The sequence below is a fragment of the Fontibacillus phaseoli genome, from assembly GCF_003337355.1.
Classification (GTDB): domain Bacteria; phylum Bacillota; class Bacilli; order Paenibacillales; family Paenibacillaceae; genus Fontibacillus; species Fontibacillus phaseoli.
Genome location: NZ_QPJW01000014.1, coordinates 24,193 through 49,498, shown reverse-complemented (window position 1 = coordinate 49,498; position 25,306 = coordinate 24,193). Strand labels below are relative to the sequence as shown.

Below are 25,306 nucleotides of genomic sequence, written 5' to 3'. Positions count from 1 at the left end.
AGACCAGACTTACACAACACGTCAATTTACTGCTGGAAAGCAGCAATATCAGTTTACCAGTCTCCATTTTTAAAGTCAAATTAAAAAACGAACAATCATACAGTTGCCCGTATGATTGTTCGGAAATAATGAATGATTGCTAGGAATTACAGGCATGGATTACGTGCAGCATTCGCCAAAGTCAGTATTACCCGGCAAACGCGTCGCTATGCGCCCGCTCGTAATTCGCAAATTTATTGAAGTTTTTGAGGAAGACCAACTCGACGGTGCCAACCGGGCCATTCCGCTGTTTGGCGATAATGATCTCGATGATGTTCTTCTTCTCCGTCTCCTGGTTATAATAGTCGTCCCGATAAAGAAACGCCACGATATCGGCATCCTGCTCGATCGAACCGGATTCCCGAAGGTCCGACATCATCGGACGCTTGTCCTGCCGCTGCTCCACACCCCGGCTGAGCTGGGACAACGCGATTACCGGCACTTCCAGTTCCCGCGCGATCTGCTTCAGCGTCCGGGAGATTTCGGACACTTCCTGCTGCCGGTTCTCGCCCGCCTTACCGCGGCCGTGAATCAGCTGCAAGTAGTCGATGAGGATCATGCCTAGCCCTCTCTCCTTTTTCAGCCGCCGACATTTCGCCCGAATATCGGCCACGGTCACGCCCGGCGTATCATCGATGTAGATTTCCGCCTCCGACAAAGCCGAAATGCCCATCGTCAGCTTGGCCCAGTCGTCGTCGCTCTTGAAGTCGCCCGTCCGCATGATGCCTGCGTCGAGATTCGCCTCGGCGCAGATCATCCGCTGCACCAACTGGGCTGCGGACATTTCCAGACTAAAGATTGCGACCGTTTCCTTGGCGCGAACCGCCACGTTCTGCGCAATATTGAGCGCGAAGGCGGTTTTACCTACGGATGGACGGGCTGCCACGATAATAAGATCGTTCCGCTGAAAACCCGCCGTCATCTTATCAAGATCCACGAAGCCGGAGGGAATTCCAGTCGTACTCCCGCGATTCTGGTGGAGCATCTCGACGCGTTCGAACACTTCCATCACCACGTCGCGAATCGCGATAAATCCGCTGCCGGAGCGACGGTTCGAAATTTCGAGAATGCGCCGCTCCGCATCGCTTAGCATCCCGGAGACATCCTCGCCGCCGGTGTAGCCGTCGCTGACGATTTGCGTCGCGGTCCGGATCAAACGGCGCAGCATCGATTTCTCTTCAATAATGCGCGCGTAATAATCTACGTTGGCCGCCGTAGGCACCGCATGCGCCAATTTCGCCAAATAGCTGACTCCGCCGGTATCCTCCAGCTCGCCGCGGTCCTGCAATCGTGAAGTCAGGGTAACCAGGTCGATCGGTTGCCCCTCTTCACCGAGTTGGACCATCGCTTCATAAATTAACTGATGAGGCTTGTCATAGAAATCATCGGTATGGACCCGTTCCATCGCCGTAATGAGCGCCTCGGACTGAAGCAATATCGCACCGAGTACTGCCTGCTCCGCCTCCAGATTTTGCGGGGGGATCCGATCGTAATATGGATCGCCGCTCATGTTACTCCTCCGTAACCTGAACTTTAAACGTCGATTTCACTTCAGGATGGAGCTTCACCGGAACCTGGGTTACGCCCAGCGTACGGATCGGATCGTGCATTTCAATTTTGCGTTTGTCGATCTTCACGCCGGCTTTCTCCAGCGCTTCAGCCACCTGCTTGCTCGTAATTGCCCCGAACAGACGGCCGCCTTCCCCGGCTTTCGCCTTCAACGTAACCGTCATTTCTTCCAGCTTCTTGCCTAGCGCCTGAGCTTCTTCCTTTTCCTTCTCCTTACGCTTCACTTCAGCCGCCGTTTGATTCTCCAGCGTTTTTACGTTACCGTCGGTGGCTGGACGAACCAGTCCGCGCGGCATTAAGAAGTTCTGTGCGTAGCCTTCCGATACTTCCTTAATTTCCCCTTTTTTCCCTTGACCCTTCACGTCTTTCAAAAAGATTACCTTCATTCGAATAACCCCTCTTCCTTCTCTATTTCATCCAGTACGGCCAGCAGTCGTTGCTCTGCCTCCGCCTGAGTGCCTTCCAGTTGTACCGCGGCGTTCATCAAGTGCCCCCCGCCGCCAAGCCGTTCCATAACCACCTGCACGTTCATGCTGCCTAAAGACCGGGCGCTGATGCCGATCAGGCCGTCGGGCCGTTCGCTGATAACAAACGAAGCAAGCACGTTCGTCATATTCAGCAGCGTATCCGCCACCTGGGCGATCAAAAGCTGCGGAATTTTACGATTCTCCTCCGTCACCGCAAGCGCGATATGCCCGTGAATCATCCGGGCATGCTTGATGATATCCGCCTTGGCGATGTATTCCTGCAGATCTTCCTTCAGTAGCCGCTGCACCATGGCCGTATCCGCCCCCATCCGGCGGAGGAAAGCGGCCGCTTCAAACGTCCGCGACCCGGTATGCAACGCAAAATGCTTCGTATCGATCGTAATCCCCGCCAACAGCGTTGTTGCTTCCAGCGGACTAAGTTCGACCTTCTCGTGAATATACTGCAGAAGCTCGGTTACGAGCTCGCACGCCGAGGAGGCGTACGGCTCCAGATAAACCAGCACCGCGTCGTTGATAAACTCCTCGCCGCGGCGGTGGTGATCTACCACCACGACCCGCCGTGCGGCGTCCACCAGACGCGGCTCCATCGTAATCGACGCCTTATGGGTGTCGACGACGACCAGCAGCGTGTGCGGAGTCATCATGCCGAGCGCCTGCTCCGGCGAGATGAAGCGGCGCGCCAGCGCCTCTTCTTTATCGACGCGCTCCATCAGACGCTCGATTCCCGGATTCGAGCCGTCGAGCACGATGTGCGCCTCGACCGAGTACATATCGGCCGCCTTCATCACCCCGATGGAGGCGCCGATGACATCAAGGTCGGGCATGCGATGGCCCATGATGATAACGCGGTCGCTCTCCTGCATCAAATCGCGCAACGCATGCGCGATCACGCGAGCGCGGACGCGCGTCCGCTTCTCTACGGCGCCCGTCTTGCCGCCGTAGAACGACAGCCGCTGACCGGCCTTCACCGCGGCCTGGTCGCCCCCGCGCCCGAGCGCCATGTCCAGACTCGACTGGGCGAGTTCGCCCAGCTCGCTGAAGCGCTCGGTACCGAACGCCATGCCGATGCTGAGCGTCATCGGCACCTTCAGGTCCGCGGTCATCTCGCGGACCTCGTCCAGGATCACGAACCGGCTTTGCTCCAGTTCGGTCAGCGATCTCTGATTCAGCATCATCAGATACCGCTCGGACGACAAGCGCCGCAAATAGATGCGGTGCTGCTTGGCCCATTCCGTGATCGCCGACGCCACCCGGGCGATCAGCGCGGTCCGCTGCTGGTCATCCATGCCCTGCGCAGCCTCGTCCAGATTGTCCAGCATCACGATGCCGAGCGCTGGCCGTTCATTTTCGTAACGGTCGCGCAGCATCGCCAGTTCGGTCATATCGTGAATGTAGATCAACCGCTCGTCATGATCGATCGTAAGCTCGTAGTACCGCTCATTCGCCACAACTTCGACCATGGATCGTGCACTACTATCCTTTTTGTCCTTGACCGGCTGCGGCAACGGAGGCAGAAGTTCGGCTAATGAAGAGCCTACGACCGTATCTCGGCCGAACATGCCGCCCACAAAACCGTTATGCCATTCCACTACCCGGTCGTCACTGTATAGCAGGATCCCGAAGGGCAGACGCCCTACGGCTTCCCCCTCCACCCGCTTAATCCGGTACGTCAAATCCGTAACATACTTGATCAGATCCCTGCGGAAACGCCGCTCCGCCTGCAGCATCAGGAAGGCCAGCACGCAAACCAGGCACAACCCGATCAAGCCGAGAATCCAATTATAGTAAGATACGAATATAACAAGCAGCAATTGAAGCATGAACATCCAAACCGTCTGATAGCCGTGCCAACGCTTTTGCAGTAAACTAGGCATGCTTTCCCACCCTATCGTCTTGGTCTTGTAAGCATCTCACGCAGCGGAAACGCAATGTCCAATATTCCGACGATACGAAGCGGCGGAATAAATACCATCGCCACCACAAGGAGAACCGGAATCGCCGGATTCCATTTTCGGTGATAAGCTGCAAAGAAGAACAGACTTGCCGATTGAATCATGAATAGGAATTGTAGGAGCGGCGTCAAATTCAGCAGGATCGTCCCCATAAACCCTTGGTGGACCGCTTCCCCGCCAAACATTTGAACCAGCAGGGCGATCAGGTAATACCAGATCAGCGATCTTGGCAGCCGCCAGTCCCGGACCGGCGGAAGCTTGGGTACGATATGCCCCATGCTGCCCAGGGTAGGACGGGCAATCGCATGCGCTATGGCCGTAATGACCAGCGAGCAGACGATCATCGTGAACGGAATAAGGCGCACCGTCAGGCTTGATACTTGCTGACTTATCTCCGGTGACCAGACCACCCCGCTGGCAAGAGGGCTACCCGCCACGTTTTGGAGCGGAGCCATCGCCGTATTGAGCATATCTTCAATGGCCACAGCCAGATTGAAATCAAAAAACGCCGTGCTGATAAGCAAAATCAGCAAAAATAGAGCCATAATCGTACCGGCTCCCGTCAGAATAGTCCGGATCGCGGACGCCCTCTTCTTATAGAGATGTCCCATCACGATCCCGGGGATCAAGAAATAGGCTGCTTGAAGCAGTATCGCTGGCCCAAAGATCAGTGAACAGATAATCCAGACCGGCACAGTATGAAGCAGAAACGCTTTGGCCGATAAAGTAGTGTACAACAGGACGCCAGGCACAATCAGAAAAAAAGCCGTGACGACGGTAAGCGGAGTAGCGAGTGACAACAGGAGCAGCAGATAAACGACGCTCCAAGCCACCGATGTCCAGCGCAACTTCAAATGGGTTCACCTCTTACGCATATGTTCTTCCAATGTAGATATATCCTGATACCAATCCTCTAGTTGGTGCCCTTCTTGTTTGTGCTTTTTCAACTTCTCCAAGATGGCTTCATCCAACTCCCGATAGGAAACACCCAGTCTGCGTCCCAGTATGTAACTGCTGACGATCAGGCTGGCAAGACTGTCCGTTATCCGTGTCGTGCTGCCTTCCCACAATGCTTTGAATAAACGGGATACGTGATCGACAACTTCGGTTTTTAGCCACTCGATCACTTTAGCTCGTTTGGCTACATCCATTTCCCTTTGCATGGCCGACAGCTTCCACCCTCCCCGAAAAGCTTTATTCTACATTATAGCATAAAGCAAGCTCACCAAGGGACGCAAACGGGAGCAGCAAGTTTTTACAGCGGGGGTTCCGTCCGGATTTATTGTTTATACGGAGTCCTCTTAAGGTTTCGGTAACGAGGCGTCACGGGTCACGAATTTTTCGCAATACTCAATAATCTGGCTGCGGCGAACGATACCGATAAAACGCCCCATATCATCCACCACCGGCACGAAGTTTTGCATTTTCGCCAAATTGATCAGGTCTTCCATATCGGCATCGATGGATACCGGCTTGATTTCCATCTTGAGGGGAACATCCCGCAAGTGGAATTTTGAAGCGGTCTCAAAAGTAATCTTGCCTTCCGAATTCTTCATATACCACAGCAGGTCGCCCTCTGTGACCGTCCCGACGTATACTCCGTCCCGGCCGAGAATCGGCACCGCCGAGTACCTGTGGAATTCCATCCGTTCAAGCGTCTGCCGCAAAGTCGAATCCAGCGTTACCGTAACGACATCATTTTTCGGCAGTAAAAAAAACGCGATATTCATGAGAATAAGTTCCTCCTCTACCCTATTAACCTTCCTGTCGGAGATCAGAAAAATCCATGTTTCGTTTTGTTATCCGTTCCTCTACACTTGTTTGTACGTTTCAGGATGTCTCCTGTTCCGTCAAATGGCGCGAAATCGGCAGCCGGTATACCGGACTGCCGAAGGATTTGCGGAATGTATGATTGCTAGGTCGTTGTCAGTGAATTATGGAATAATAGCTGATAATTATTTGGCCTGGACCGTTTCCGCAGGTTTTCTTTCCGCAGATTCCTTGCTACCCTCTATCTCCGCTTCTTCAGCGGCTTTCTCACGCGCATCCGGCATCAACAACTGGTCCGGGTCCGTATCTGGATCGTTCCAACTGGCGATCAATTGTTTGGCAAATTCAAGATCTTCTTCATCGGCCGCATCATAGTATACGCCATTCTTGCGGAAGCCTTCCCCCATAATGGTAAACCCTTTAATGGATGGGGCGTCTCCCAGCAACACTTTCTTCGAGAGATCGATAATATAACTCGGCATCATGTCGGTTTTGAAATTCTCGCCCAGCATATCCATCAGATCCGGAATCTTCGATACTTGATCCAGCTTCAGCATCCGGTCCACAATGGCGTTCAAAAATACCTGGTGCCGTTTGGTCCGGTTAAAATCGCTATCCTCGCGGTACCGGACGAAGTTCAATGCTTCTTGACCATCATATAGCGGTTTACCCGCCTTGATCGTGAACTTCTCATGGTCCTTCTGCTTGTTTACGATATCTTTCGTGATCGGCAGTTCAATACCGCCAAGCGCGTCAACTACTTTCCGCAACCCCTCGAAGTTGATGGCCGCATAGTAATCGACCGGACTGCCGAGTAAGTTTTCGACGGTATCCTTAGCCATTTTCTCGCCGCCGAACGCATAAGCATGGTTAATCTTGTCTTCCTTATCCTTGCCGACGATTTCCGTGTACGTATCCCGCGGGATCGAGACGAGCAGCACTTTGGATTCCTCCGGACGAATGATCGCATAAATCATCGTATCCGAACGGGCCGGTTCATTCGCCCGCTGGTCGACCCCGAGCAAAAGAGCGCTGAACGGCTCCATCTTCTGCTCCTTGACTACCGGCTTCGGCTGCTCTCCCTCCAGCGGTGAATAAGATTTCTCCAGCTTCTTCTCCACCTGGCCGGAAAGGAATAAGTCAAACGCCATCACAGCTAACGGTTTGCGGAACGCGTAGCCTCCCGCCCCGAGGATCACCAGGATCGTCAGCACGATCGCGAGCTTTTTTCCCCGGCTCCCTTTCTTCTTTACCCTTTTATCTCTTTGTTTCATCATATGCCTCCATCTGTGTTGATTATTTCTTATTAAAAATGTACGACTCTACTCATTGAATAAATACCCTACCGTTTCGTACTATACCATATAGACGAATTTCGGTACAACAAAGTTACCGCCTCCGTTTAATGGCACGCACCGAAAAATCCCCCATTTATGACTAAAATGTGCACAAGATAATACCGCGGATTAGGCAAAAAAGCCCGCCCCCCATTTTAAAGAGGAGACGGGTTTTTTATAATTTCGGACTTCCGTTTTCTTGAAGTCGGCGCTACTCAGGAATCGCCTTTGACCAGCGGAAAATGACAAGCCGCCTGTCTGCCTGGCATGATTTCCTCCAGCAACGGCTCCACTTGGGAGCATTTCGCTTGCGCCAACGGACAGCGCGTATGAAAGCGGCATCCCGAAGGCGGATTGGCCGGTGACGGCACATCGCCCTGAAGAACGATCCGCTCCTGACGGCGGCCCGGCGTCGGCTTCGGAATGGCTGACAGCAATGCGGCTGTATATGGATGCAAAGGGGCGGCAAACAGCGTCTCCGTTTCCCCCACTTCCACCATCTTGCCCAGATACATGACGCCGACCCGGTCGGAAATATGCCGGACTACATTAAGACCGTGAGCGATGAACAAAAAGGTGAGACCCAATTCTTTTTGCAGCTTCATCAGCAGATTGATGACCTGCGATTGAACGGATACGTCCAGTGCGGACACCGCTTCATCCGCCACAATGAATTGTGGATGCAACGCAATGGCCCGTGCAATGCCGATCCGCTGCCGCTGTCCGCCGGAAAATTCATGCGGATACCGGTTGCGGCGGGAAGCATCCAAGCCTACCATTTCCATCAATTCTACGACCCGTTCATCAATTTCTTTCCCTGACATATTCCGGTGAACGCGCAGCGGCTCCCCGATAATGTCTTTTACCAGAAAACGCGGGTTCAGCGACCCGAACGGATCCTGGAAAATAATCTGCATCTCCTCGCGCAGTTCCCTGAGGTCCTTCCCGCTCATCTCATGAATATCCCGACCGTTAAACAACACTTCGCCTTCGGTCGCGCCTTGAAGCCGCAGAATGACCCGCCCCAGCGTAGATTTGCCGCAGCCGGATTCCCCGACGAGTCCGAAGGTCTCGCCCTTTTTGATCGTCAAGGACACATCATCCACCGCTTTAACCTGGCCGACTACCCGACTCAGCAGCCCTTTGTGAATCGGAAAATATTTCTTCAGATTCCGGACATCGATTAATATCTCTTCAGCCGCCGCTACACCGGCAGCCGATGGATTTTTCACTTCGGTTTCCGTACTCATGCGCGCTTCACCTCATCTCTGCCGCATCTACCATCCACAAGCGCCACCGGCCGATCTTCAAACAGCCAGCAGGCGGCCCGATGATCTTCCCCTACCAAAAAGTCGAAAGGTTCCTTTTCGCGGCAAATATCCATTGCGTGCGGACACCGCGGATTAAAGCGGCAGCCTGTCGGCAACTGACCAATCGGCGGAATCGTTCCCTGTATCGTATACAGTTCTCTGCCCCGCTCTCCTTCGAATCCTGGAATCGATTGCAGCAATCCAATCGTATAGGGATGGCTCGGATGGCTGAAAATTTCCTCCACGGGTCCTTCCTCTACAATCGCTCCCGCGTACATCACCGCTACGCGGTCCGCCATTTCCGCCGCAACCCCCATATCATGGGTGATCAGCAAAATAGACATCCCAAGCTCGGACTGTAGCTTACGAAGCAAATCCAAAATCTGCGCCTGTACCGTAACGTCGAGCGCCGTTGTCGGTTCGTCGGCAATCAGCAGCTCGGGTTTACACGCCAGGGCGATCGCAATAACGACACGCTGACACATCCCGCCGGAAAGTTCATGCGGATACTGTTTGGCACGAATTTCCGGTGCCGGAATCCCGACCATACGCAGCATGTCGACCGCTGCATTCCAGGCTTTGTCGCCGCTCATATCTTGATGCAGGCGTAAACTTTCAGCAATTTGCTCTCCGACCGTAAACACCGGATTCAGCGATGACATCGGGTCCTGAAAGATCATGGCGATCCGGTTACCCCGGATATGTCGCATTTCTTCCTGACTTTTCACGGTCAAATCCTGCCCGTGATACTGTATGCTCCCATCCGCGATCACTCCGCCCGCATAGTCGATCAGCCGCATCACGGCGAGCGAGGTGACGCTCTTTCCACTGCCGGATTCGCCGACAAGGCATACGGTCTGCCCCTGGCCAATGGACAGCGAAATTTCATCGGTGGCTTTAACCAGTCCTTTATCGGTTACAAATCCAACCGTCAGTTTCCGGATTTCGAGTAATTTTTCCGCCATTGTTTTAGCCTCCTCCGGGTTTTGCTCATACTTTGCCGAGGATCAAGCGCATCTCTGATCCCGTCGCCGATAAAGTTGACTGCGAGCACGACTAACAGAATACATAGGCCTGGATATACGGCCTGCAATTTATCAACCAGCATAAATTCCTGCGCATTACTCAACATAACCCCCCAGCTTGTCGCGGGAGCTTGAATGCCGAGACCAAGCCAGGATAATGCCGATTCACTCAAAATGGCACTGCCTACCATCAAGGTGGCGTTTACGATAATCGGAAAGCTCGCATTGCGAAGCAAGTGGCGGAAGATGATGCCCCAGCTCGACACCCCGATGGCCCGTGCGGCCTCGACGTATTGCATTTCCCGAAGCTGCAGGAAGGTTCCCCGTACCAGACGCGCAATGCTCATCCAACTCGTAAGTGCCAAAATCATAATCATATATTTAATTTCCGAGCTGAAAATCGCAAGTACGAGAATATTCAGGAACAGAGTCGGTACCGAGTTCATGACGTCAACAAATCTCATAAATATCGTATCGATCCACCCGCCGAAATAACCGGATATAGCTCCTACAATAGAGCCGATAATAACCGATGTCAGCGCTACGGAAAACCCGATCAAGAGAGATATACGCGCACTATAGAGCAGTCTCGTAAAAATATCGCGGCCCAACTCATCTGTGCCCAGTAAGTGTCCATCCGTACCAGGCTTTAAATTCGGAAACATCATATCGATCCGGGAAGGATCGTATTTCGCAATCCAAGGGGCCAGTAAGGCCATTACTACAAAAAAGGTCAGTACCACAAGCCCGGTCATCGCATAAGGATTTCGGGAAAATTTACTCCAAAGCATTCTCCACGGACCCGGAGGCCGCTTGGAGAGTTTTTCCGTCGATGGATCACGAGGTTCCGGGGGTAGTCCGGTTGGGACGGAAAGCAAAGGATCATTTCCAGTGACTGCATGAACTTCCACTTTCATTTCACTCATGCCGCTTTTCCCCCTTTTCCACCGAGTTTGACTCGAGGATCGACCACGGCATACAAAATATCCGCTAACAGGTTACCGATAATAACAATCACAGCCGTAACGATCGTAATCGCCATCAGCACGGAATATTCACGGGCCAGGGCATTCTCCACGTAAAACCTTCCCATGCCCGGCCAGTTAAAAACATTCTCCGTCAGGGCAGCTCCCGCAACCAGAATCGGCAAATCAAGCCCGATTACGGTAATGATCGGAATCAACGCATTACGGAGCGCATGCCGGAAGACCACCTTCCGTTCTTTGACCCCTTTAGCACGGGCGGTCCGGATATAGTCCTGATCCAGCACTTCCAGCATACTGGCGCGCGCGTATTTCATATAGGAAGCAAGAAAACCTAAGGCAAGCACCGAAACCGGCAATACAAGGTGCATGAACAGGTCGCCGATGTCACCCTCTTTGCCTCTGGAGTGCATGTCCGAAAGCGGGAACCAGTCCAGCCCTAACGACAGCCACTGCTGAAGCAGTATCCCGAACCAAAAGCTCGGCATGGCAAACCCTAGATATGAAATAAAGGATGAGGTCTGGTCGGACAATCCATATTCCCTTGTACTGTTGTAAATCCCCCAAGGAATGGCGATTACCAGCGAGACAAACCAAGCAACCCCCATTAATATCAGCGTATTCATCATCCGCGGCCACAACAAATCGCCTACCGGGATGTGATTTTTAAAAGTATAGCCCAAATCTCCCTGGAGCAGGTTGCCCACCCATTTTGCATATTGCACTGGCAAAGGTTTATCCAGGCCCATATTTGCTTTTTGTTGAGCCATCGCTTCAGGCGATAAACCCGGGGAGAGCATCACTTGCGTGGGGCCGCCGGGAGCAGCATGAATCAGAAGAAACGTGGCGACCGTAATTAAAAAAATGACCAACACCGATTGTAACAAGCGACGGACCAGATATTCTGTCATCGTTCTTTCCCCCTAATAATTTGCAAGGTATAGAATCTCCGTATGAACATTTCTCCTAAAGGAGAAGGAGAAAGAGACATTTCTCTTTCCCCTCCGGTGATTCTATTTCCTTATCCGTTACTTATCGGTTACCCACCATTTAATCGCATGGAAGTATTGTCCGTAACCGATCGATGGTTCCGGCCGGTCTTCTTCAGCCCAGTGAACTCTAGGTCCTGTGCCGATAGCCTGACCATATTGATAGAGGAATACGTATGGCAGGTCAGTGGAAATTTCTTTGGCCACTTCCTTGTAAATTTCTTTCCGTTCATTTTGATCTACGGTCGAATATCCGTCTATCCACAGTTGGTCCAGCTTTTCGTTCTTATACCAACCGCTGTTTTGTCCAGTCGGCGGGAAGTACTTCGAGGAGAATACGCTCTCCGAGTCGGGATCCGGCGTATTCAGCGACCAGGCTAACAGCAACGCCTGATATTTACCCGGAGTAACGTTTTGATCGATCCAGGCTGCAAAATCGATACCCTTCGGTGTTGCTTCAATACCAACATCTTTAAGGTTCTGTTGAATAACGGCCGCTACTTGTTCACGGCGGCTGTTCCCCGCATTATATTGAAGTTCGAACGAGAAGCGGTGGCCGTCTTTTTCGAGAATGCCGTCTTTACCGGCAACCCATCCGTCCTCAGCCAAGAGCTTCTTAGCTGTTTCAACATTGTAATCATAGTTTACGGCTGCTTCTTTTGGATCCGCCCATGTATCCGGCAGGAATGGTGCGTTCATCAGAGCGCCGACACCCTTAAGAATGTTATCGACCATGCCTTGACGGTTCAATGCGTGAGCAATTGCCTGTCTTGTCTTCTGTCCTTCAAACAAGCCGTAATTGTCCGGGAAGTTCTTCGGATCAAAGTTAAAATTGAGATATTCATATTGCGCGCCCGGCTTTTGAATAATATCGATTTGGTCATTAGCTTTAACCGCTTCAACTTGGGTTACCGGAATGGCGCTAATATGGTCGGTATCGCCTTTCAACAGTGCTTGAACCTCGGTGTTTTGATCCGCATAAATTTTATAGAAGATTTGCGCGATATGCGGCTTCACTTCGCCCCAATAGTTCGGGTCCGCATCCATGGTATGACTTTCGCCGGCCTTCCAAGCCGTCCATTTCCATGGTCCGCTTGTTACCGTCTTCGCCGGATCGGTACCATAAGCATTTGCTTGAAGTTCTTTTACAGGAACATCTTTCAATACATGGGCTGGAACCAATTCGGTTACCAACGAGTATTGGAACGGAGCGTACACTTGTTTCAATGTAATATTTACGGTTTTGTCGTCCACTTTTTCAATTTTATCCACTTTATCCATAAGGCTTATGCCAGGAGCACCCACATCCGGATTACGGACCGTATCAATCGTAAAGATAATATCATCCGCCGTTACCGGTTTACCGTCGCTCCATTTCGCCGAATCTTTCAATCTAACAGTGTATGTTTTGCCGTCTTCAGATACTTGCGGAGCTTCAGCAGCAAGCGACCACGGTTCCGCAGTTACATTCCCTTCACGGTTCAAATCATACAGTTTTGCAAACAGGAATTGAGCCACGTCGCCAGAAGAAGTATCGTTAATAAAAATAGGATTAAGACTTACGATATCAGAGAATGTACTAAGCGTAATCGTTCCACCGTCAACCGGCTCATCAGCCGCTGGAGGGGCCTCTGTATTTGTTTTTTGCTCGTTGGTTTTGTTATTCTCCGCCGGAGCAGGAGTGGCTGCGTTGTTATTCGTGCTGCAGCCCGTAAATAAAATTCCAATCAAAGATACTATAAGCAGAACAGACCACCAATTCATCTTTTTTTCCTTCATTACCAAGACTCCTCCTTCAGATTATGTAGATACTATTTACAGTAAAGCCGTCTTGCCGGTAGAAAATAACCCTGTCCCTCTCCTCAATCCCCCCTTGTAAATACGGGCCATTGCTTCTTTATATAACTGTCGCCATGGGTCGGTACAGCGATCTCCTACACGAAATCGGACGCAACCTTAGGCGTAGTTTCCAATAAAATAAACCTCTTAAAAGCTAGAAGCGGCACAGTAAAATATAGCGCTGAAAATAGTGCGACCTACATTAAATATTAGAATCTTAGAAGTGATATTGAGGATGTGGCAAACTCAGAAGTATATTGGAAATTACTGTTTAACCTAATCATATATGTGAACTTATGAGGAAAATGAAAGAAGATTAACCACAGTGTATAACTTATGTTAATGAGATAAAGCGTCAAAGCGCCAAAATATAAACCAGTGGTTAATAAGAGAAGTGAGTCGAACCCCTTGCAATCTGGGGAAAATATCCAACTTAATTATTGTAAATAATACATGTTAATTAACCTTACGTCAATATCTTTTTAAGGTATTTTATACCTCCTTTCAACATGACACAATTCGTCATGTACCCATATTTTTCATGACCTTCCCCATTCTGTATAACCCTGGTGCACAGTACTTTTGTCCCGAAAATGCAAAAAACAGCCCGATCCAAATGGATCAGGCTGTCTCTGTTTGTCTCTGACGATTACTCCGTAGTATACGGAAGCAATGCGATTTGACGGGAGCGTTTGATAGCTACAGTCAACAGACGTTGGTATTTCGCGCTTGTACCCGTTACACGACGTGGCAAAATTTTGCCGCGTTCGCTGATGAATTTCTTCAACAGCTCAATATCTTTATAATCAATGTGAGTAATTTTGTTCACAGTGAAGTAGCACACTTTACGACGTTTGTTGCGGCCGCCGCGGCGAGCCGGTCTTTTGTCGTCTCCGCCTTCTCTTTGTTTGAAGCTCATGCTTTTCAGTCCTTTCCGTTATTAAAATGGCAAATCGTCATCCGAAATATCGATCGGTTTCCCGTCATCGGAGAAAGGATCATTTTGATTGCCGCGCGGTAAATTGCTGCTGCGTCCGGTATTGCCACCGCCGCCGCCTCCAAATGGAGCTGCTTCCTCACGCTGACCTCCGCCACCTGCTCCGCCTTCGCGGTTCGACTCCAAGAAACGGACATTATCGGCAATGACTTCGGTAACGTATACCCGCTTACCTTCGTTATTCTCGTAATTCCGTACTTGGATACGTCCTTCCACAGCCGTCAAACGACCTTTGCGCAAGTAGTTTGCGCATGTCTCGGCGAGCTGTCTCCAGGTTACGACCGGGATGAAATCCGCTTCGCGTTCTCCGCCTTGCGAGGTAAAGGGTCTGTCCACGGCAATCGTGAACTGAGTGACCGCTACACCGGATGGCGTATAACGCAGCTCCGGATCCTTGGTAAGACGTCCGATCAGAATGACACGGTTCAACAATCAAATCCCCTCCTTCGGGCTTCGTGTTTTACAAAACTTGAAGATTAGGCAACGTCTTTTGTAATGAGATAACGGATAACCTCGTCGGAAATCTTCAGAATCCGCTCGAGCTCAGCAACTACTTCTGGAGTAGCTGTGAAGTTCACGAGTACGTAAACTCCGTCACGGATCTTGTTAATCTCATACGCAAGCCGGCGTTTGCCCATTACGTCATGCTTTGTAATTTCACCGCCGTTTTGGATGATGCCTTGGAATTTTTCGACTGTAGCTTGAACAGCTTCTTGTTCAACGTCAGGACGAATAATGTACATCACTTCATATTTGCGCATCTGGTTCACCTCCTTGTGGACTATGGCCCCCAATTTGTTAGCCTTGGGAGCAAGGAACGAGTCTAAACTCGCACCATAGTAGTATATCAAATCGAAAGCCGCTGCGCAAGAACCCAAAAAATACTGCTATGCGCTTCAATTATCTACTTCGTTTTGACTCCGATTCCTTGTTGACCGTATTCGTTACCATACCCCCACACCCACAATTTGCCGCCGCTGATCCAATAAATGTTCCGACTCGTATTTTCGATATAACTTACGCTTTTATTCAAGTCACCCAGACGCGGATATGTATTATAGGTCAACATTTCGTGGTTCTCGGTCAGAAGCAAAACGCCGTTCACGTTCAAAGAAACTTCTGTGTACTTCAGCTTCTTGCCAGCCGCGCTCCAGCCCGTTTGCTTGTTGTATCTAAGCGCCATATTCGTAATATTCGTTGGCTTGTCCAATTTGGAAGGAACCTTTTGTCCAAGCTGTCTCGCCGAATTGTCTCCATATCCCCACAATTCGCCCTTGCTGTCTACCGCAATGATATATTCATCATTCGTATTCGCGGCATCGAACTTTTGGATGTCCTTGAACCCGGCGATTTGTTCGGCTTGGGTTGTCTGCCCTTCCACGATCGAATTGTTCCAGGTCCATAGCGTTCCATCCTTTTTCAACGCATAACCTTTCATATTACTCATAGATACCGAAACCGCATCCTTTATCAATATCTGTCTGTAATGATTATGGACGAATTCGCGAGCCTCATCATTGGCCCAGCCAACCCCTCCCAATTGATAAACATTCCCCGATTTGGTCAAGAGTGCGACTCCGCGGTTAAATGCGTTCATATCGGTAATCGGCTCGCTGATCAATGTGATTTTGGTCGGTTTTCCTATAATCGTTTTGACGCCCAAATAATTCAAATCGCCCCAACCATATAACTCTCCGTCCGTTGTAATATATAAGGAAAACTTCTCCCCCGCCTCGATCTTTTTAATCGTTTTGTCGGTTGTAATCAGCGTCGGCGGAAGCACCGGCATTTCGCTTTCATTGATTTCGCGACTCGTGTTTTTGCCCCAGCCATATAGCTTGCCATCCTTTCCAAGCGCCAAGGTGTGAGTTTCGCTTGCGGCAACAGAGACGGGTGAAGCTACGGCTTTTAGCTGCGTTGGTTCTTTGGCGATAGGCGCTTGCGATCCGACGCCATATTGTTCAAACTTCACCGGTTTCTGCTCTTGGTAGCCCTCGCGATACTTTTCGTAGGGACTTGGCGATTCGTAACGATCCCGGAAATCCTGCAAGGAAGTGGCCGCTTGTGCGCCTCCCGGCACGCTCACGTAAACCCCTACGCCATAGTTGTATTTGGAGAACCTGGATTCCTTGAACACCTCTTCTTTAAAGGAAGGCGTAATTAATTGATAATAACCTTCATTATTTACCTGTACCGTAGCGGAATAAAAAGTTTTCTCGTCCTCGTCCCTTAATTCGATATTCACGGTCGAAGCTTCAGCCAATCCCTCAACCAAGATGGAGTTATCTCCATTTCGTTGTGTGAAAATGTCAATCCTTTCTCCAATGGCCTGAACCGGCTGAACCGATATAGGCAAAAATGGAATAACGAGCGCCATGACGACCATAACGACTAATCCCCTCATGCGCTTTCCCATGTTCAATCATCCTCCCCATTCTTTATGTCTGTAAATAATTATCGGTTCGAGCCGGTACATGATTAAGTCCACGTTACAAACAATATGCTTGATTCCCCTCTTTGGGGACGGAAAGGAGGAATAGAAAGATGGGCGAACAAACCGAGTTCGAACCGGGAGACAAGGCGCCTAATCCCGGTATTTATGTGGAGGTTGGCGAAGCGCGCAGCTTCCATACCCAAATCCAAGATCCCCAGCGCGTGACCCTGGAGCGAGGCGACACTTTCCCGGATACCTCGAAAAAGAACCGGAAATGGAAAAAAGCCGAAAAAGCCCGAGTACACTAATATTTACGCTCTCGAAAATTAAATATCGAAACCGTGCATAGAACTTGCGAACCTGCACATAATACAATTAGACGGCGTTGCCAAAGAGAGGTGTGGTTCCGTTGGAGGTATCAGCGAGCAACATTTTTCAGGAGTCTTATTCACTTTCTTTAAGAAGCCAAGATCTCGGGTTAGTGAAGACCCCTCTTCTTTAAGCCGGGCTGCCTACGCACACATCGACCGTTTCTGGGGTTGTGAGAAAAGAATTCCAAATTAAGCAAGCCGTCGACCAGAATGAGGACCCGCAAGGGTCCTTTTCTGATTCAGTTTATTTTCCCATAAGCACAAAAAAACCTCCCGCGTTATTCACGCAGAAGGTTTAATCATTAGTATTAGTGGCGGAGAGGGTGGGATTCGAACCCACGCACGCCTTGCGACGCCTAATTGATTTCGAGTCAACCCCCTTGGGCCTCTTGGGTACCTCTCCACAGCAAGCAAGAATGATTGTAACATGATTTTTTACTGATTGCAATACCTAACCTTAATAGCAATAAGGCGGCCGGAAGCGGTGCTTTTTTTCAGATTGAACTGAAGTCAGCAGCCCCGCTCCGTCGGCTAGACCAATTAATTAAGCGGGTCTTCCGTTCCGCCGGCTTGGTTTGGATCCTGAGTCGAGGATCGCAAAACCTTGCGCATATTTTTTTCAAACTTAGCTCGAGGAACGAGTACGCTGTGTTTGCAACCAACGCATTTAATCCGGATATCCATCCCCATTCGGATAATTTCCATCTCATTGCTCCCGCAAGGATGGTTTTTTTTCATTAATACGATATCGCCCAATTGAAATGATTTCCGCTCCATCTCTTCCCCTCCTTTAATTAACCCGGTTGCTGACCCTGCTGTTTTCCGGCTTCCGCAGCCAGTCTGAGTTCTTCTTCCTCCTCGAGGGCCTCTTTAGCGTATAATTGGATCTGACGCTCCACGTTCGCCCTGACGCCCGGCAGACACTCCACGGCGATACGGATTACGTACTCGCTTGCTGTAAGCGATTGTACGCCCATCACACTCGGAACCTGACCAATTTCCTCGCTGCTTTCCTTCAACTCCAACATGGCCCTTTTTAACAATTCCAGCGTATCCTCCAGCTTTCTTGTATTGCTGAACGGCAGGTCCACGACCGCTAAGGCATTGCCAAGCGAAAAATTGGTCACATTGGTAATCATTCCATTCGGTATGATATGCACTTCGCCTGTCCAACTGACAAGCCGTGTGGAACGAAGGCCGATAATTTCAACGGTTCCTTTTAGGGTACCGGTCTGTATCACGTCGCCCACCGCAAATTGATCCTCCAAAATAATAAAAAAGCCGGTAATCACATCTTTCACTAAACTTTGTGCGCCAAACCCGATCGCCAGTCCGAGTACGCCGGCCCCAGCCAATAACGGACCTAACTCAACCCCGATCTCACCCAAAATTAGCATGATCATAATAAAATTACTCGTAATCGAGGTTACATTTTTCAGCAACTCCCCTACCGTGATGAATCTGCGGGGATTCACCTGCAGACGCCCCTTTTCCCGACGCTCCAAGGACCGGTCAATGATTCGGAAGACAATTTTTACAAATAATCGCGTCAACAAAAAAATAAGAATAATCCGAAGCCCGGAGAACATTACACGTTCCCACATTTCCATATTTGTAAACCAGTCCCACATCTTATCTTTCCAGGTAATCGCAGCTTCGATAGCATTCTCAGTACTCTGCTCAATCAGCCAGCCTCTCATCTCGTCTCCTCCTCCAAACCGATGTTATCGTAGGCTCCGTCCACTCGGGAAAAGATCCCCCGTATTTCCACGGTTTCGCGGATAACAATCTCTCTTACTTGCCCAAGAGATTCTTGCGGAAATTGAATGGATAAGGCGCAGCCTGCCGTAATTTCCTTGGGAGTCGGGCATAAATCAATCTCCACTTCCGCATACTCCAGCAGCATTTCAGCTCTCAGCGCCTGCTGCGTCGAATCAAAGGCCATGACCAGCCAATCGTCCATCCCCATCTCCCCCCTCTATGCGACTTTAGTCCGAGTATATAACTTCATTAATTTCCATATACTAACTAATAATATTTCAAAATTTAACCCGTCGACCCTAAATAATCGTTCTATAATCAGGAAAGGAAGATTATATGTCGCAGATACAGCCCACAGTACCGGGACAGCAAGATATCCCCTACTTAAAAATTCCACATACCGAGCCCGGCATTGATTCTGCCATCATTCACCGCTTGCTCCTGCATTTTGCCAAGGTATCTCCCGGCCAGGATATAGTAATTGTATGCATCGGTACCGATCGTTCCACCGGTGACTGCCTCGGTCCGCTTGTCGGAACGGCGCTTTCCAAGCTGAATCATTTCGGCCATTTCCACCTTTACGGGACACTCGAAGAACCGGTTCATGCCATGAATTTAAAAGATACGCTTGAAAAAATCAATAACTCTTTCACGAATCCCTTCATTATAGGAATCGATGCCTGCCTTGGCCAAACCACAAGCGTAGGTTCCATTCAGGTCGTGCAGGGACCTCTTCGTCCAGGTGCAGGCGTAAATAAAGAACTACCGCCGGTCGGCGATATCCATGTTACGGGAATCGTCAATGTCGGCGGCTTTATGGAATACTTCGTACTGCAAAACACTCGGCTCAGTCTCGTTATGCGATTGTCGGAAATAATTTCCAGCAGCATTCACACAGCGATCAAAGAGTGGAATAAAGGCTTTATTCCCCTAGTCCGGCGAGAGAAATAGCTTCGATCTCTTCCGGTGAAAGTGCATGCGTTGACTCTCCTCTGATCAGAGATTTGGCATAAACATAAGATCCGTCCCGGCTGTATAACCCGGTTATGACGACCCCATCCTTCTGATCATCCACGAAGGCAACGGAGAAGCTCAGTTCATTCCCGCGTTCACCAAAAGCGTTATACCGTTTGATTCCAACCTTCGCCTTTTGCTTAGGCAACAAGGCTTTGATTTTTGCAATCTGCTGCTGCTGCTCGGACTGGATATCTTCTATTTTTCCTTGTCCATTTTTCAGATCAATCAGCAAGCCTTCCAAATCATCAACACCGGTTCCAGCCATCATCAATTCGTATTTTTTGCGTAATTTTCTCAATCTTCCGCCTTGAACAAAATTCCAAATTAGCAGCCAAAAAACTAGAACCGCCAATCCACCTATAATCCAGACCAACTGATCCAAGATGAGTTCATTCCACTCCTGCATGCCTGCTCTCCCCTATGTTTCACTTTATGATGAATTGTATGGCGGAAACGAGTGCCTCGATGTCCTTCGTCGTCGTCGTAAATCCCACGCTAGCACGCACGGCTCCACCCGCTGTTGTTCCAGCCGTTATATGTCCCAGAGGGGTGCAGTGGTACCCCGCTCTCACGGCAATTCCAAATTTACGATCCAACTGAAAAGCGACATCCGATGCATCAAAATTATGGACTGTAAACGCAACTATTCCGGTTCTTGGATTCCCAAGTTCAGGGCCCAACAACGATATGCCTGGCATTTCTCCCAAATGAGCCATTAGTTGTTGCGTCAACAGCCACTCATGGTTATAAATCCGTTCTACACCCAGTTCCATTACATGTTTGATTCCGGCTCCCAACCCAGCTATGCCTACTGCATTTAAGGTTCCGGCTTCATAGCGGTCAGGCCGCACCTGCGGCATTTCCAAGGCTTCGGACTGACTGCCGGTGCCACCATGGTGCAGCGGTTCCAAATCCACGTTAGGATGAATGTATAGACCGCCAGTTCCTTGTGGACCCAACAATCCCTTATGACCGGGAAAGGCCAGGAGATCAATCCCCATCGATTGGATATCGATAGGATATCCTCCTGCACTTTGTGCTGCATCAACTAGCAATAATGCTTCATGTTCATGCGCAATCCGGCTTATTTCATCAATGGGAAGTAGGCTTCCAAGCAAATTTGAACTATGGGCGCACACGGCCAATTTTGTTTTTGGAGTGAAGCTTCGTTTCATTTTCTCCAGATCTACTTCTCCCTGTTGATTCAAAGCGAGATACTCGACGGTAATCCCCCGAGTTCTCTTCAAGTACTCTAGCGGGCGTCTAACGGAATTGTGCTCCACCATGGTAGCTATCACATGATCACCAGGTTTCAGGATGCCTTTGATTGCTAAATTGAGCGCTTCCGTAGTGTTCGAAGTAAAGACAATATCGTTAGGATTTTCAATATGAAAAAGGCGAGCAAGCAGCATACGGGTTTGAAATATTTTCCTCCCGGCTTGTAATGCCATTCCATAGCTCCCTCGTCCGGAGTTGGCTGAAGGTCCATTTAGTATTTCCAACATAGCCTCTCCCACACTCGCTGGCTTGGGCCACGAAGTTGCGGCGTGATCCAAATAGATCGCTGACTGCTGTTTCATATTGATTACCCTCTTTCTCCTACCGACAACCTGATTTCTCCATCTAGATTACAATGACATACTCTTCTCCCTAATAAAGGGCGCTAGCCCTTCATTGACTACAGGAAAGCTGAGTATGTCACATGTCATTGTCAATTCAACAAATCGAGCAATCGTTGCAAATCCTGTTTACTATAAAAATTAATTTCGATCTTGCCTTTTTCTTTATTCGCCTTAATCTTGACCGTAGTTTTGTATCGTTCACGCAAGTTTTCTTCTACTTCGTCCATATAGGGATCACGCTTTTTATTTACAGGCTTCACTTTGTCCTGCTTATTCCGATCCAGTTGTTGAACTGCATCTTCTAAATCCCGGACGCTCCATTCATGATCAATACACTGCTTTGCCAATTGCTTAATCTTTCCAGCATCTTTAAGACCGACCAAAGCCCTTGCATGACCCATGGATAATGTTCCACGTGAAACATATTCTTTGACTTCTTCAGGGAGCGATAACAATCTCAAGAAGTTAGCAATATGCGATCTTGATTTGCCCACTTTCAGGGAGAGCTCCTCTTGGGTTAATTGAAACTGATCCATCAATCCTTGATAAGCTACAGCGATTTCCATCGCATTCAAATTCTCCCGTTGCAAGTTTTCAATGAGGGCAATTTCCATAACTTGTTGATCGGAAAATGATCTCACAACTGCAGGGATGGTGGAATTGCCGCAAAACTGCGAGGCACGGAAACGGCGCTCCCCTGCGATGATTTCATATCCCTTTAAAACACTGCGTACAATAATCGGCTGAATGACTCCGTGCTGACGAATCGATTCCGCCAGTTCACGAATGGCATCTTCGTCAAATGTTTTTCTCGGCTGGTAAGGATTGGCACGAAGCTGCTTCAGAGGAATTTCAATGACCTTATCGTCGTCTTGAACAGAAAGCGATGGAATCAAAGCATCCAAGCCCTTTCCCAAACGTTTATTCATAGGAAACCACTTCCTTTGCCAACTCTAAATACACTTCAGCGCCCTTCGATTTTGGATCATAGGTAATGATCGACTGACCGTGGGACGGTGCTTCGCTAAGTCTGACATTCCGAGGAATAACGGTTTTATATACTTTTTGCTGGAAGTACTTTTTCACTTCTTCAATGACCTGAATCCCCAGATTTGTACGGGCATCAAACATGGTCAACAATACCCCTTCGATTTGCAAAGAAGTATTGAGATGTTTCTGAACAAGACGAACCGTATTAAGCAATTGGCTCAACCCTTCAAGCGCATAATATTCACACTGAATCGGAATAAGTACAGAATCCGCAGCCGTCAGGGAGTTAATCGTCAAGATCCCAAGCGATGGCGGGCAATCTATTAAAACATAATCATACATGTGTTTAACTTGATGTAAAGATTTCTTTAAACGGACTTCCCGCGAGATGGTTGGAACCAATTCGATTTCAGCGCCTGCCAGTTGGATGGTGGCCGGAATAATGTCCAAGCCTTCAATATCCGTTGGTGCAATCGCCTCTTTCGGATCAACTTCATTGATCAAAACGTCATAAATGCAATTGGCTACATCAGCCTTATTAATTCCTACCCCGCTGGTGGTGTTCCCTTGCGGATCAATGTCGATAAGGAGCACTTTCTTACCGATAGATGCAAGTCCAGCTCCCAAATTAACGGAAGTCGTCGTTTTGCCGACGCCTCCTTTTTGGTTAGCTATGGCAATTATTTTAGACAATCCATTTCACCTCAATATAATAGAAGAATCTTCTTGTAGATTTTTAATTATGCAAGCGTCCACCAAGTTGATGCTACAAAAAGACCACAACGTTCCTGGCGACTTATCATGAAGCACCCAAAAAGAAACTGACCTTAACTGTTCCGGATAGGGTCAGTGGCAGGAAACCTCTTTATCTTTTTGGAATTTTAATAACGATTTCGTAATGATCTTCATGATCTTTTTCCGCAGTCTTGATCGCAAGGCCGGAACCCGAAACCATGTCTATCGATTGACGAATGGTGTTTAAGGCAAGTCTGACATCTTTGGTGAAAGAGATCCGTTTGGATGCCTTTTTATTTTTAGCTACTTCTTTATAGAAGGCAATTCTCGCTTCCGTCTGTTTAACATTCAATTCCTTGGAAATGACTTCTTCCAACACTTTAAATTGAAGTTCCTCGGAATCGAGAGAAAGCAACGCCCTGGCATGTCGCTCCGTAATTTTACGTTCCATGAGCGCCACTTTTACAGTCTCAGGTAAATGCAGAAGTCTGATCTTGTTTGCAATCGTAGATTGGCTCTTGCCCAATCTTTGAGCCAGACTTTCTTGAGTCAACTGATGCAAGTCGATGAGGTTCTGATAAGCCAACGCCTCCTCGATCGCAGTAAGGCCTTCACGCTGCAAGTTTTCGATTAAAGCAATTGAAGCAGCCTGGGAATCGTTAAAATCCCGTAAAATAGCCGGAATGGTTTCCATACCCAATTTTTTGACTGCCCGCCAACGACGTTCCCCGGCAATGATCTCATACTTTTCATTCCGGAAGCGGACTACAATCGGCTGAATGATGCCATGAGTCCGAATCGTTTGGCATAACTCATCGATTTTTTCATCATCAAAAATGGTACGGGGCTGATAAGGGCTGCCGACTATGTCCCCTACCGGGATTTGCTTTACTTCATCACCGTTCGATCGTTCGGTTAAACCAAACAATTTAGAAAATTGTTCTTTCATTCCGCAGATTACCACCTAAATTCATAGTGACATAGGGCATACCTTATAAACACATTTTCTTCCAAACAAAATGTGATTACACTCGGGCTGCAAAAACCCCGCTTAAGGCAAGACTCCCTATGTATAAACCGTTATCACAAAGCAAAAAAATCTCCAGACAGCGGTTGTGCAAAAAGATATACTCTCACCTTTAGGCTAGTAAATATTAGGATAAGCCATCGTTGAAGCGATTGCCCCGACATTTAATTAGCGATATCTCTATTCTACCACTTTTTTCTCCATAATCCTATTCTCTTAAATATGAATTTTATGAATATGTACTGAGGAATAATAGATAAAAAAAGCTCCTAAACAAAGTTGTTTCACGTGGAACAATTTGTTAAGGAACATATTTGTAATTGGACTGTTACAGAATAGGGGACTTTAGTGGTGTACCCGCTTTACGCGGATATTTTTTCGGAGTCGGCCCGATCTTTTTCACCAGTATAATATGTCGATCCGAATTTTCCATCGGCAGCGAAAAATGATGACTTTGAAGATTTTTCCCTTTAAGTTCAGTCAAGCTTTTGGAAGCCTCACGAACCTCTTCTCCAGGATCGCTGCCTTTCATTGCAGCAAAAGTTCCGCCTGGTTTGGTGAAAGGAAGACAAAATTCATTCAGTACGGACATTCGAGCAACCGCACGAGCCGTTACCAGATCAAAGGAATCCCTTAAGTTCTCTTTTCGTGCCAGATCCTCCGCCCGTCCGTGAAGCAAGTTCACTTGACTCAACCCCAACTTGTCCACCACATTCTGCAAGAAATGGATTCGTTTATTCAAAGAGTCCACAATCGTCAGCTTTAAATGCGGGAAACATATTTTAAGCGGAATACCGGGAAACCCTGCACCCGAACCAATATCGGCCAGGCTTTGGACCTCCCCGATATTTATATAGAAGGAAAGCGTTACGGAATCATAGAAATGCTTGATGTACACCTGATCCCGCTCCGTAATACCGGTTAAATTCATTTTTTCGTTCCACTCTACCAGTTCCCGGTAATATATTTCAAACTGTTCCAATTGCACAGGAGTCAATTCAATTCCCCGCTGACTCAGCAGGGCATGAAATTGAGATTGTATATTATCCAA

Annotated in this window: 28 protein-coding genes and 1 tRNA gene; 3 read left to right on the top strand and 26 right to left on the bottom strand. The window is 48.8% G+C overall.

Going from position 1 to position 25,306, the window contains the following annotated elements; all coding sequences use genetic code 11:
* Positions 1 to 187 precede the first annotated feature (187 nt).
* The 6 genes from dnaB to DFP94_RS21925 form a co-directional block, all read right to left on the bottom strand.
* A complete protein-coding gene (gene dnaB, locus DFP94_RS21950; protein WP_114498621.1) occupies positions 188 to 1,549 on the bottom strand; it encodes a replicative DNA helicase in 1,362 nt (453 codons plus the stop codon).
* A 1-nt stretch (position 1,550) separates the two neighbouring features.
* Positions 1,551 to 1,994 (bottom strand): 50S ribosomal protein L9, encoded by a 444-nt coding sequence (gene rplI / locus DFP94_RS21945; protein WP_114498620.1) that lies wholly within the window; start codon positions 1,992 to 1,994, stop codon positions 1,551 to 1,553.
* On the bottom strand, positions 1,991 to 3,970 hold the full coding sequence (locus tag DFP94_RS21940) for a DHH family phosphoesterase (RefSeq protein ID WP_114498619.1): 1,980 nt from the start codon (positions 3,968 to 3,970) through the stop codon (positions 1,991 to 1,993). The genes rplI and DFP94_RS21940 overlap by 4 nt, the downstream gene beginning before the upstream one ends.
* 11 nt (positions 3,971 to 3,981) lie before the next feature.
* Positions 3,982 to 4,902 (bottom strand): DUF2232 domain-containing protein, encoded by a 921-nt coding sequence (locus DFP94_RS21935; RefSeq protein WP_114498618.1) that lies wholly within the window; start codon positions 4,900 to 4,902, stop codon positions 3,982 to 3,984.
* Between the two features lie 6 nt (positions 4,903 to 4,908).
* Positions 4,909 to 5,211 (bottom strand): MazG-like family protein, encoded by a 303-nt coding sequence (locus DFP94_RS21930; protein WP_181873260.1) that lies wholly within the window; start codon positions 5,209 to 5,211, stop codon positions 4,909 to 4,911.
* Between the two features lie 138 nt (positions 5,212 to 5,349).
* On the bottom strand, positions 5,350 to 5,778 hold the full coding sequence (locus tag DFP94_RS21925; RefSeq protein WP_114498616.1) for a CBS domain-containing protein: 429 nt from the start codon (positions 5,776 to 5,778) through the stop codon (positions 5,350 to 5,352).
* Positions 5,779 to 5,834: 56 nt separating this feature from the next.
* On the opposite strand from DFP94_RS21925, the gene DFP94_RS26340 reads away from it, so the two are divergent.
* A complete protein-coding gene (locus tag DFP94_RS26340; protein ID WP_281269522.1) occupies positions 5,835 to 5,960 on the top strand; it encodes a hypothetical protein in 126 nt (41 codons plus the stop codon).
* Positions 5,961 to 6,003: 43 nt separating this feature from the next.
* On the opposite strand, the gene DFP94_RS21920 is transcribed toward DFP94_RS26340, so the two are convergent.
* The 10 genes from DFP94_RS21920 to DFP94_RS21875 all read right to left on the bottom strand — a co-directional run bounded on the left by DFP94_RS21920 (position 6,004) and on the right by DFP94_RS21875 (position 16,714).
* On the bottom strand, positions 6,004 to 7,095 hold the full coding sequence (locus DFP94_RS21920; RefSeq protein WP_114498615.1) for an LCP family protein: 1,092 nt from the start codon (positions 7,093 to 7,095) through the stop codon (positions 6,004 to 6,006).
* A 275-nt stretch (positions 7,096 to 7,370) separates the two neighbouring features.
* Complete coding sequence (locus DFP94_RS21915; protein WP_114498614.1) at positions 7,371 to 8,405, bottom strand: ABC transporter ATP-binding protein; 1,035 nt, start codon at positions 8,403 to 8,405, stop codon at positions 7,371 to 7,373.
* Positions 8,402 to 9,430 (bottom strand): ABC transporter ATP-binding protein, encoded by a 1,029-nt coding sequence (locus DFP94_RS21910; RefSeq protein ID WP_114498613.1) that lies wholly within the window; start codon positions 9,428 to 9,430, stop codon positions 8,402 to 8,404. Before DFP94_RS21910 ends, DFP94_RS21915 begins: the two co-directional genes overlap by 4 nt.
* Positions 9,397 to 10,407 (bottom strand): ABC transporter permease, encoded by a 1,011-nt coding sequence (locus DFP94_RS21905; RefSeq protein ID WP_425459275.1) that lies wholly within the window; start codon positions 10,405 to 10,407, stop codon positions 9,397 to 9,399. The genes DFP94_RS21910 and DFP94_RS21905 overlap by 34 nt, the downstream gene beginning before the upstream one ends.
* 5 nt (positions 10,408 to 10,412) lie before the next feature.
* A complete protein-coding gene (locus DFP94_RS21900) occupies positions 10,413 to 11,384 on the bottom strand; it encodes an ABC transporter permease (protein ID WP_114498611.1) in 972 nt (323 codons plus the stop codon).
* Positions 11,385 to 11,501: 117 nt separating this feature from the next.
* Complete coding sequence (locus tag DFP94_RS21895; protein ID WP_114498610.1) at positions 11,502 to 13,241, bottom strand: ABC transporter substrate-binding protein; 1,740 nt, start codon at positions 13,239 to 13,241, stop codon at positions 11,502 to 11,504.
* A gap of 709 nt (positions 13,242 to 13,950) precedes the next feature.
* Positions 13,951 to 14,220, bottom strand: a complete 270-nt coding sequence (gene rpsR, locus DFP94_RS21890; RefSeq protein WP_114498609.1) for a 30S ribosomal protein S18 — start codon at positions 14,218 to 14,220, stop codon at positions 13,951 to 13,953.
* A gap of 21 nt (positions 14,221 to 14,241) precedes the next feature.
* Positions 14,242 to 14,730, bottom strand: a complete 489-nt coding sequence (gene ssb / locus DFP94_RS21885; protein WP_114498608.1) for a single-stranded DNA-binding protein — start codon at positions 14,728 to 14,730, stop codon at positions 14,242 to 14,244.
* Between the two features lie 44 nt (positions 14,731 to 14,774).
* Positions 14,775 to 15,059, bottom strand: a complete 285-nt coding sequence (gene rpsF / locus DFP94_RS21880) for a 30S ribosomal protein S6 (protein ID WP_114498607.1) — start codon at positions 15,057 to 15,059, stop codon at positions 14,775 to 14,777.
* Positions 15,060 to 15,202: 143 nt separating this feature from the next.
* The gene (locus DFP94_RS21875) at positions 15,203 to 16,714 is read right to left on the bottom strand and encodes an RCC1 domain-containing protein (protein WP_114498606.1); all 1,512 of its coding nucleotides are present in this window, start codon (positions 16,712 to 16,714) and stop codon (positions 15,203 to 15,205) included.
* 128 nt (positions 16,715 to 16,842) lie between these two features.
* Here DFP94_RS21875 and DFP94_RS21870 point away from each other — a divergent pair, with 128 nt between their 5' ends.
* Positions 16,843 to 17,040 (top strand): YjzC family protein, encoded by a 198-nt coding sequence (locus DFP94_RS21870; protein WP_114498605.1) that lies wholly within the window; start codon positions 16,843 to 16,845, stop codon positions 17,038 to 17,040.
* A 375-nt stretch (positions 17,041 to 17,415) separates the two neighbouring features.
* On the opposite strand, the gene DFP94_RS21865 is transcribed toward DFP94_RS21870, so the two are convergent.
* From DFP94_RS21865 to DFP94_RS21850, 4 genes are all read right to left on the bottom strand, one after another.
* Positions 17,416 to 17,506: transfer RNA gene (locus DFP94_RS21865), tRNA-Ser, on the bottom strand.
* 137 nt (positions 17,507 to 17,643) lie between these two features.
* Positions 17,644 to 17,880 carry a DUF951 domain-containing protein gene (locus DFP94_RS21860; protein ID WP_114498604.1) on the bottom strand — a complete coding sequence of 79 codons (237 nt, stop codon included), beginning with the start codon at positions 17,878 to 17,880 and terminating at the stop codon, positions 17,644 to 17,646.
* A 17-nt stretch (positions 17,881 to 17,897) separates the two neighbouring features.
* Positions 17,898 to 18,803 (bottom strand): mechanosensitive ion channel family protein, encoded by a 906-nt coding sequence (locus tag DFP94_RS21855; RefSeq protein WP_114498603.1) that lies wholly within the window; start codon positions 18,801 to 18,803, stop codon positions 17,898 to 17,900.
* The gene (locus DFP94_RS21850) at positions 18,800 to 19,066 is read right to left on the bottom strand and encodes a putative Se/S carrier protein (protein ID WP_114498602.1); all 267 of its coding nucleotides are present in this window, start codon (positions 19,064 to 19,066) and stop codon (positions 18,800 to 18,802) included. Before DFP94_RS21850 ends, DFP94_RS21855 begins: the two co-directional genes overlap by 4 nt.
* Positions 19,067 to 19,200: 134 nt before the next feature.
* Here DFP94_RS21850 and yyaC point away from each other — a divergent pair, with 134 nt between their 5' ends.
* Complete coding sequence (gene yyaC / locus DFP94_RS21845; protein ID WP_114498601.1) at positions 19,201 to 19,815, top strand: spore protease YyaC; 615 nt, start codon at positions 19,201 to 19,203, stop codon at positions 19,813 to 19,815.
* Here yyaC and DFP94_RS21840 read toward each other — a convergent pair.
* From DFP94_RS21840 to rsmG, 6 genes are all read right to left on the bottom strand, one after another.
* On the bottom strand, positions 19,787 to 20,287 hold the full coding sequence (locus DFP94_RS21840) for a DUF4446 family protein (protein ID WP_114498600.1): 501 nt from the start codon (positions 20,285 to 20,287) through the stop codon (positions 19,787 to 19,789). The two genes, yyaC and DFP94_RS21840, sit on opposite strands and share 29 nt — an antisense overlap.
* Positions 20,288 to 20,306: 19 nt before the next feature.
* Positions 20,307 to 21,461, bottom strand: a complete 1,155-nt coding sequence (locus DFP94_RS21835) for an aminotransferase class V-fold PLP-dependent enzyme (RefSeq protein ID WP_114498599.1) — start codon at positions 21,459 to 21,461, stop codon at positions 20,307 to 20,309.
* Between the two features lie 131 nt (positions 21,462 to 21,592).
* Positions 21,593 to 22,432, bottom strand: a complete 840-nt coding sequence (locus DFP94_RS21830) for a ParB/RepB/Spo0J family partition protein (protein ID WP_114498598.1) — start codon at positions 22,430 to 22,432, stop codon at positions 21,593 to 21,595.
* The gene (locus DFP94_RS21825; protein ID WP_114498597.1) at positions 22,425 to 23,186 is read right to left on the bottom strand and encodes a ParA family protein; all 762 of its coding nucleotides are present in this window, start codon (positions 23,184 to 23,186) and stop codon (positions 22,425 to 22,427) included. Before DFP94_RS21825 ends, DFP94_RS21830 begins: the two co-directional genes overlap by 8 nt.
* Positions 23,187 to 23,358: 172 nt before the next feature.
* Positions 23,359 to 24,177 carry a nucleoid occlusion protein gene (gene noc / locus DFP94_RS21820; RefSeq protein ID WP_114498596.1) on the bottom strand — a complete coding sequence of 273 codons (819 nt, stop codon included), beginning with the start codon at positions 24,175 to 24,177 and terminating at the stop codon, positions 23,359 to 23,361.
* Positions 24,178 to 24,583: 406 nt separating this feature from the next.
* A complete protein-coding gene (gene rsmG / locus DFP94_RS21815) occupies positions 24,584 to 25,306 on the bottom strand; it encodes a 16S rRNA (guanine(527)-N(7))-methyltransferase RsmG (RefSeq protein ID WP_114498595.1) in 723 nt (240 codons plus the stop codon).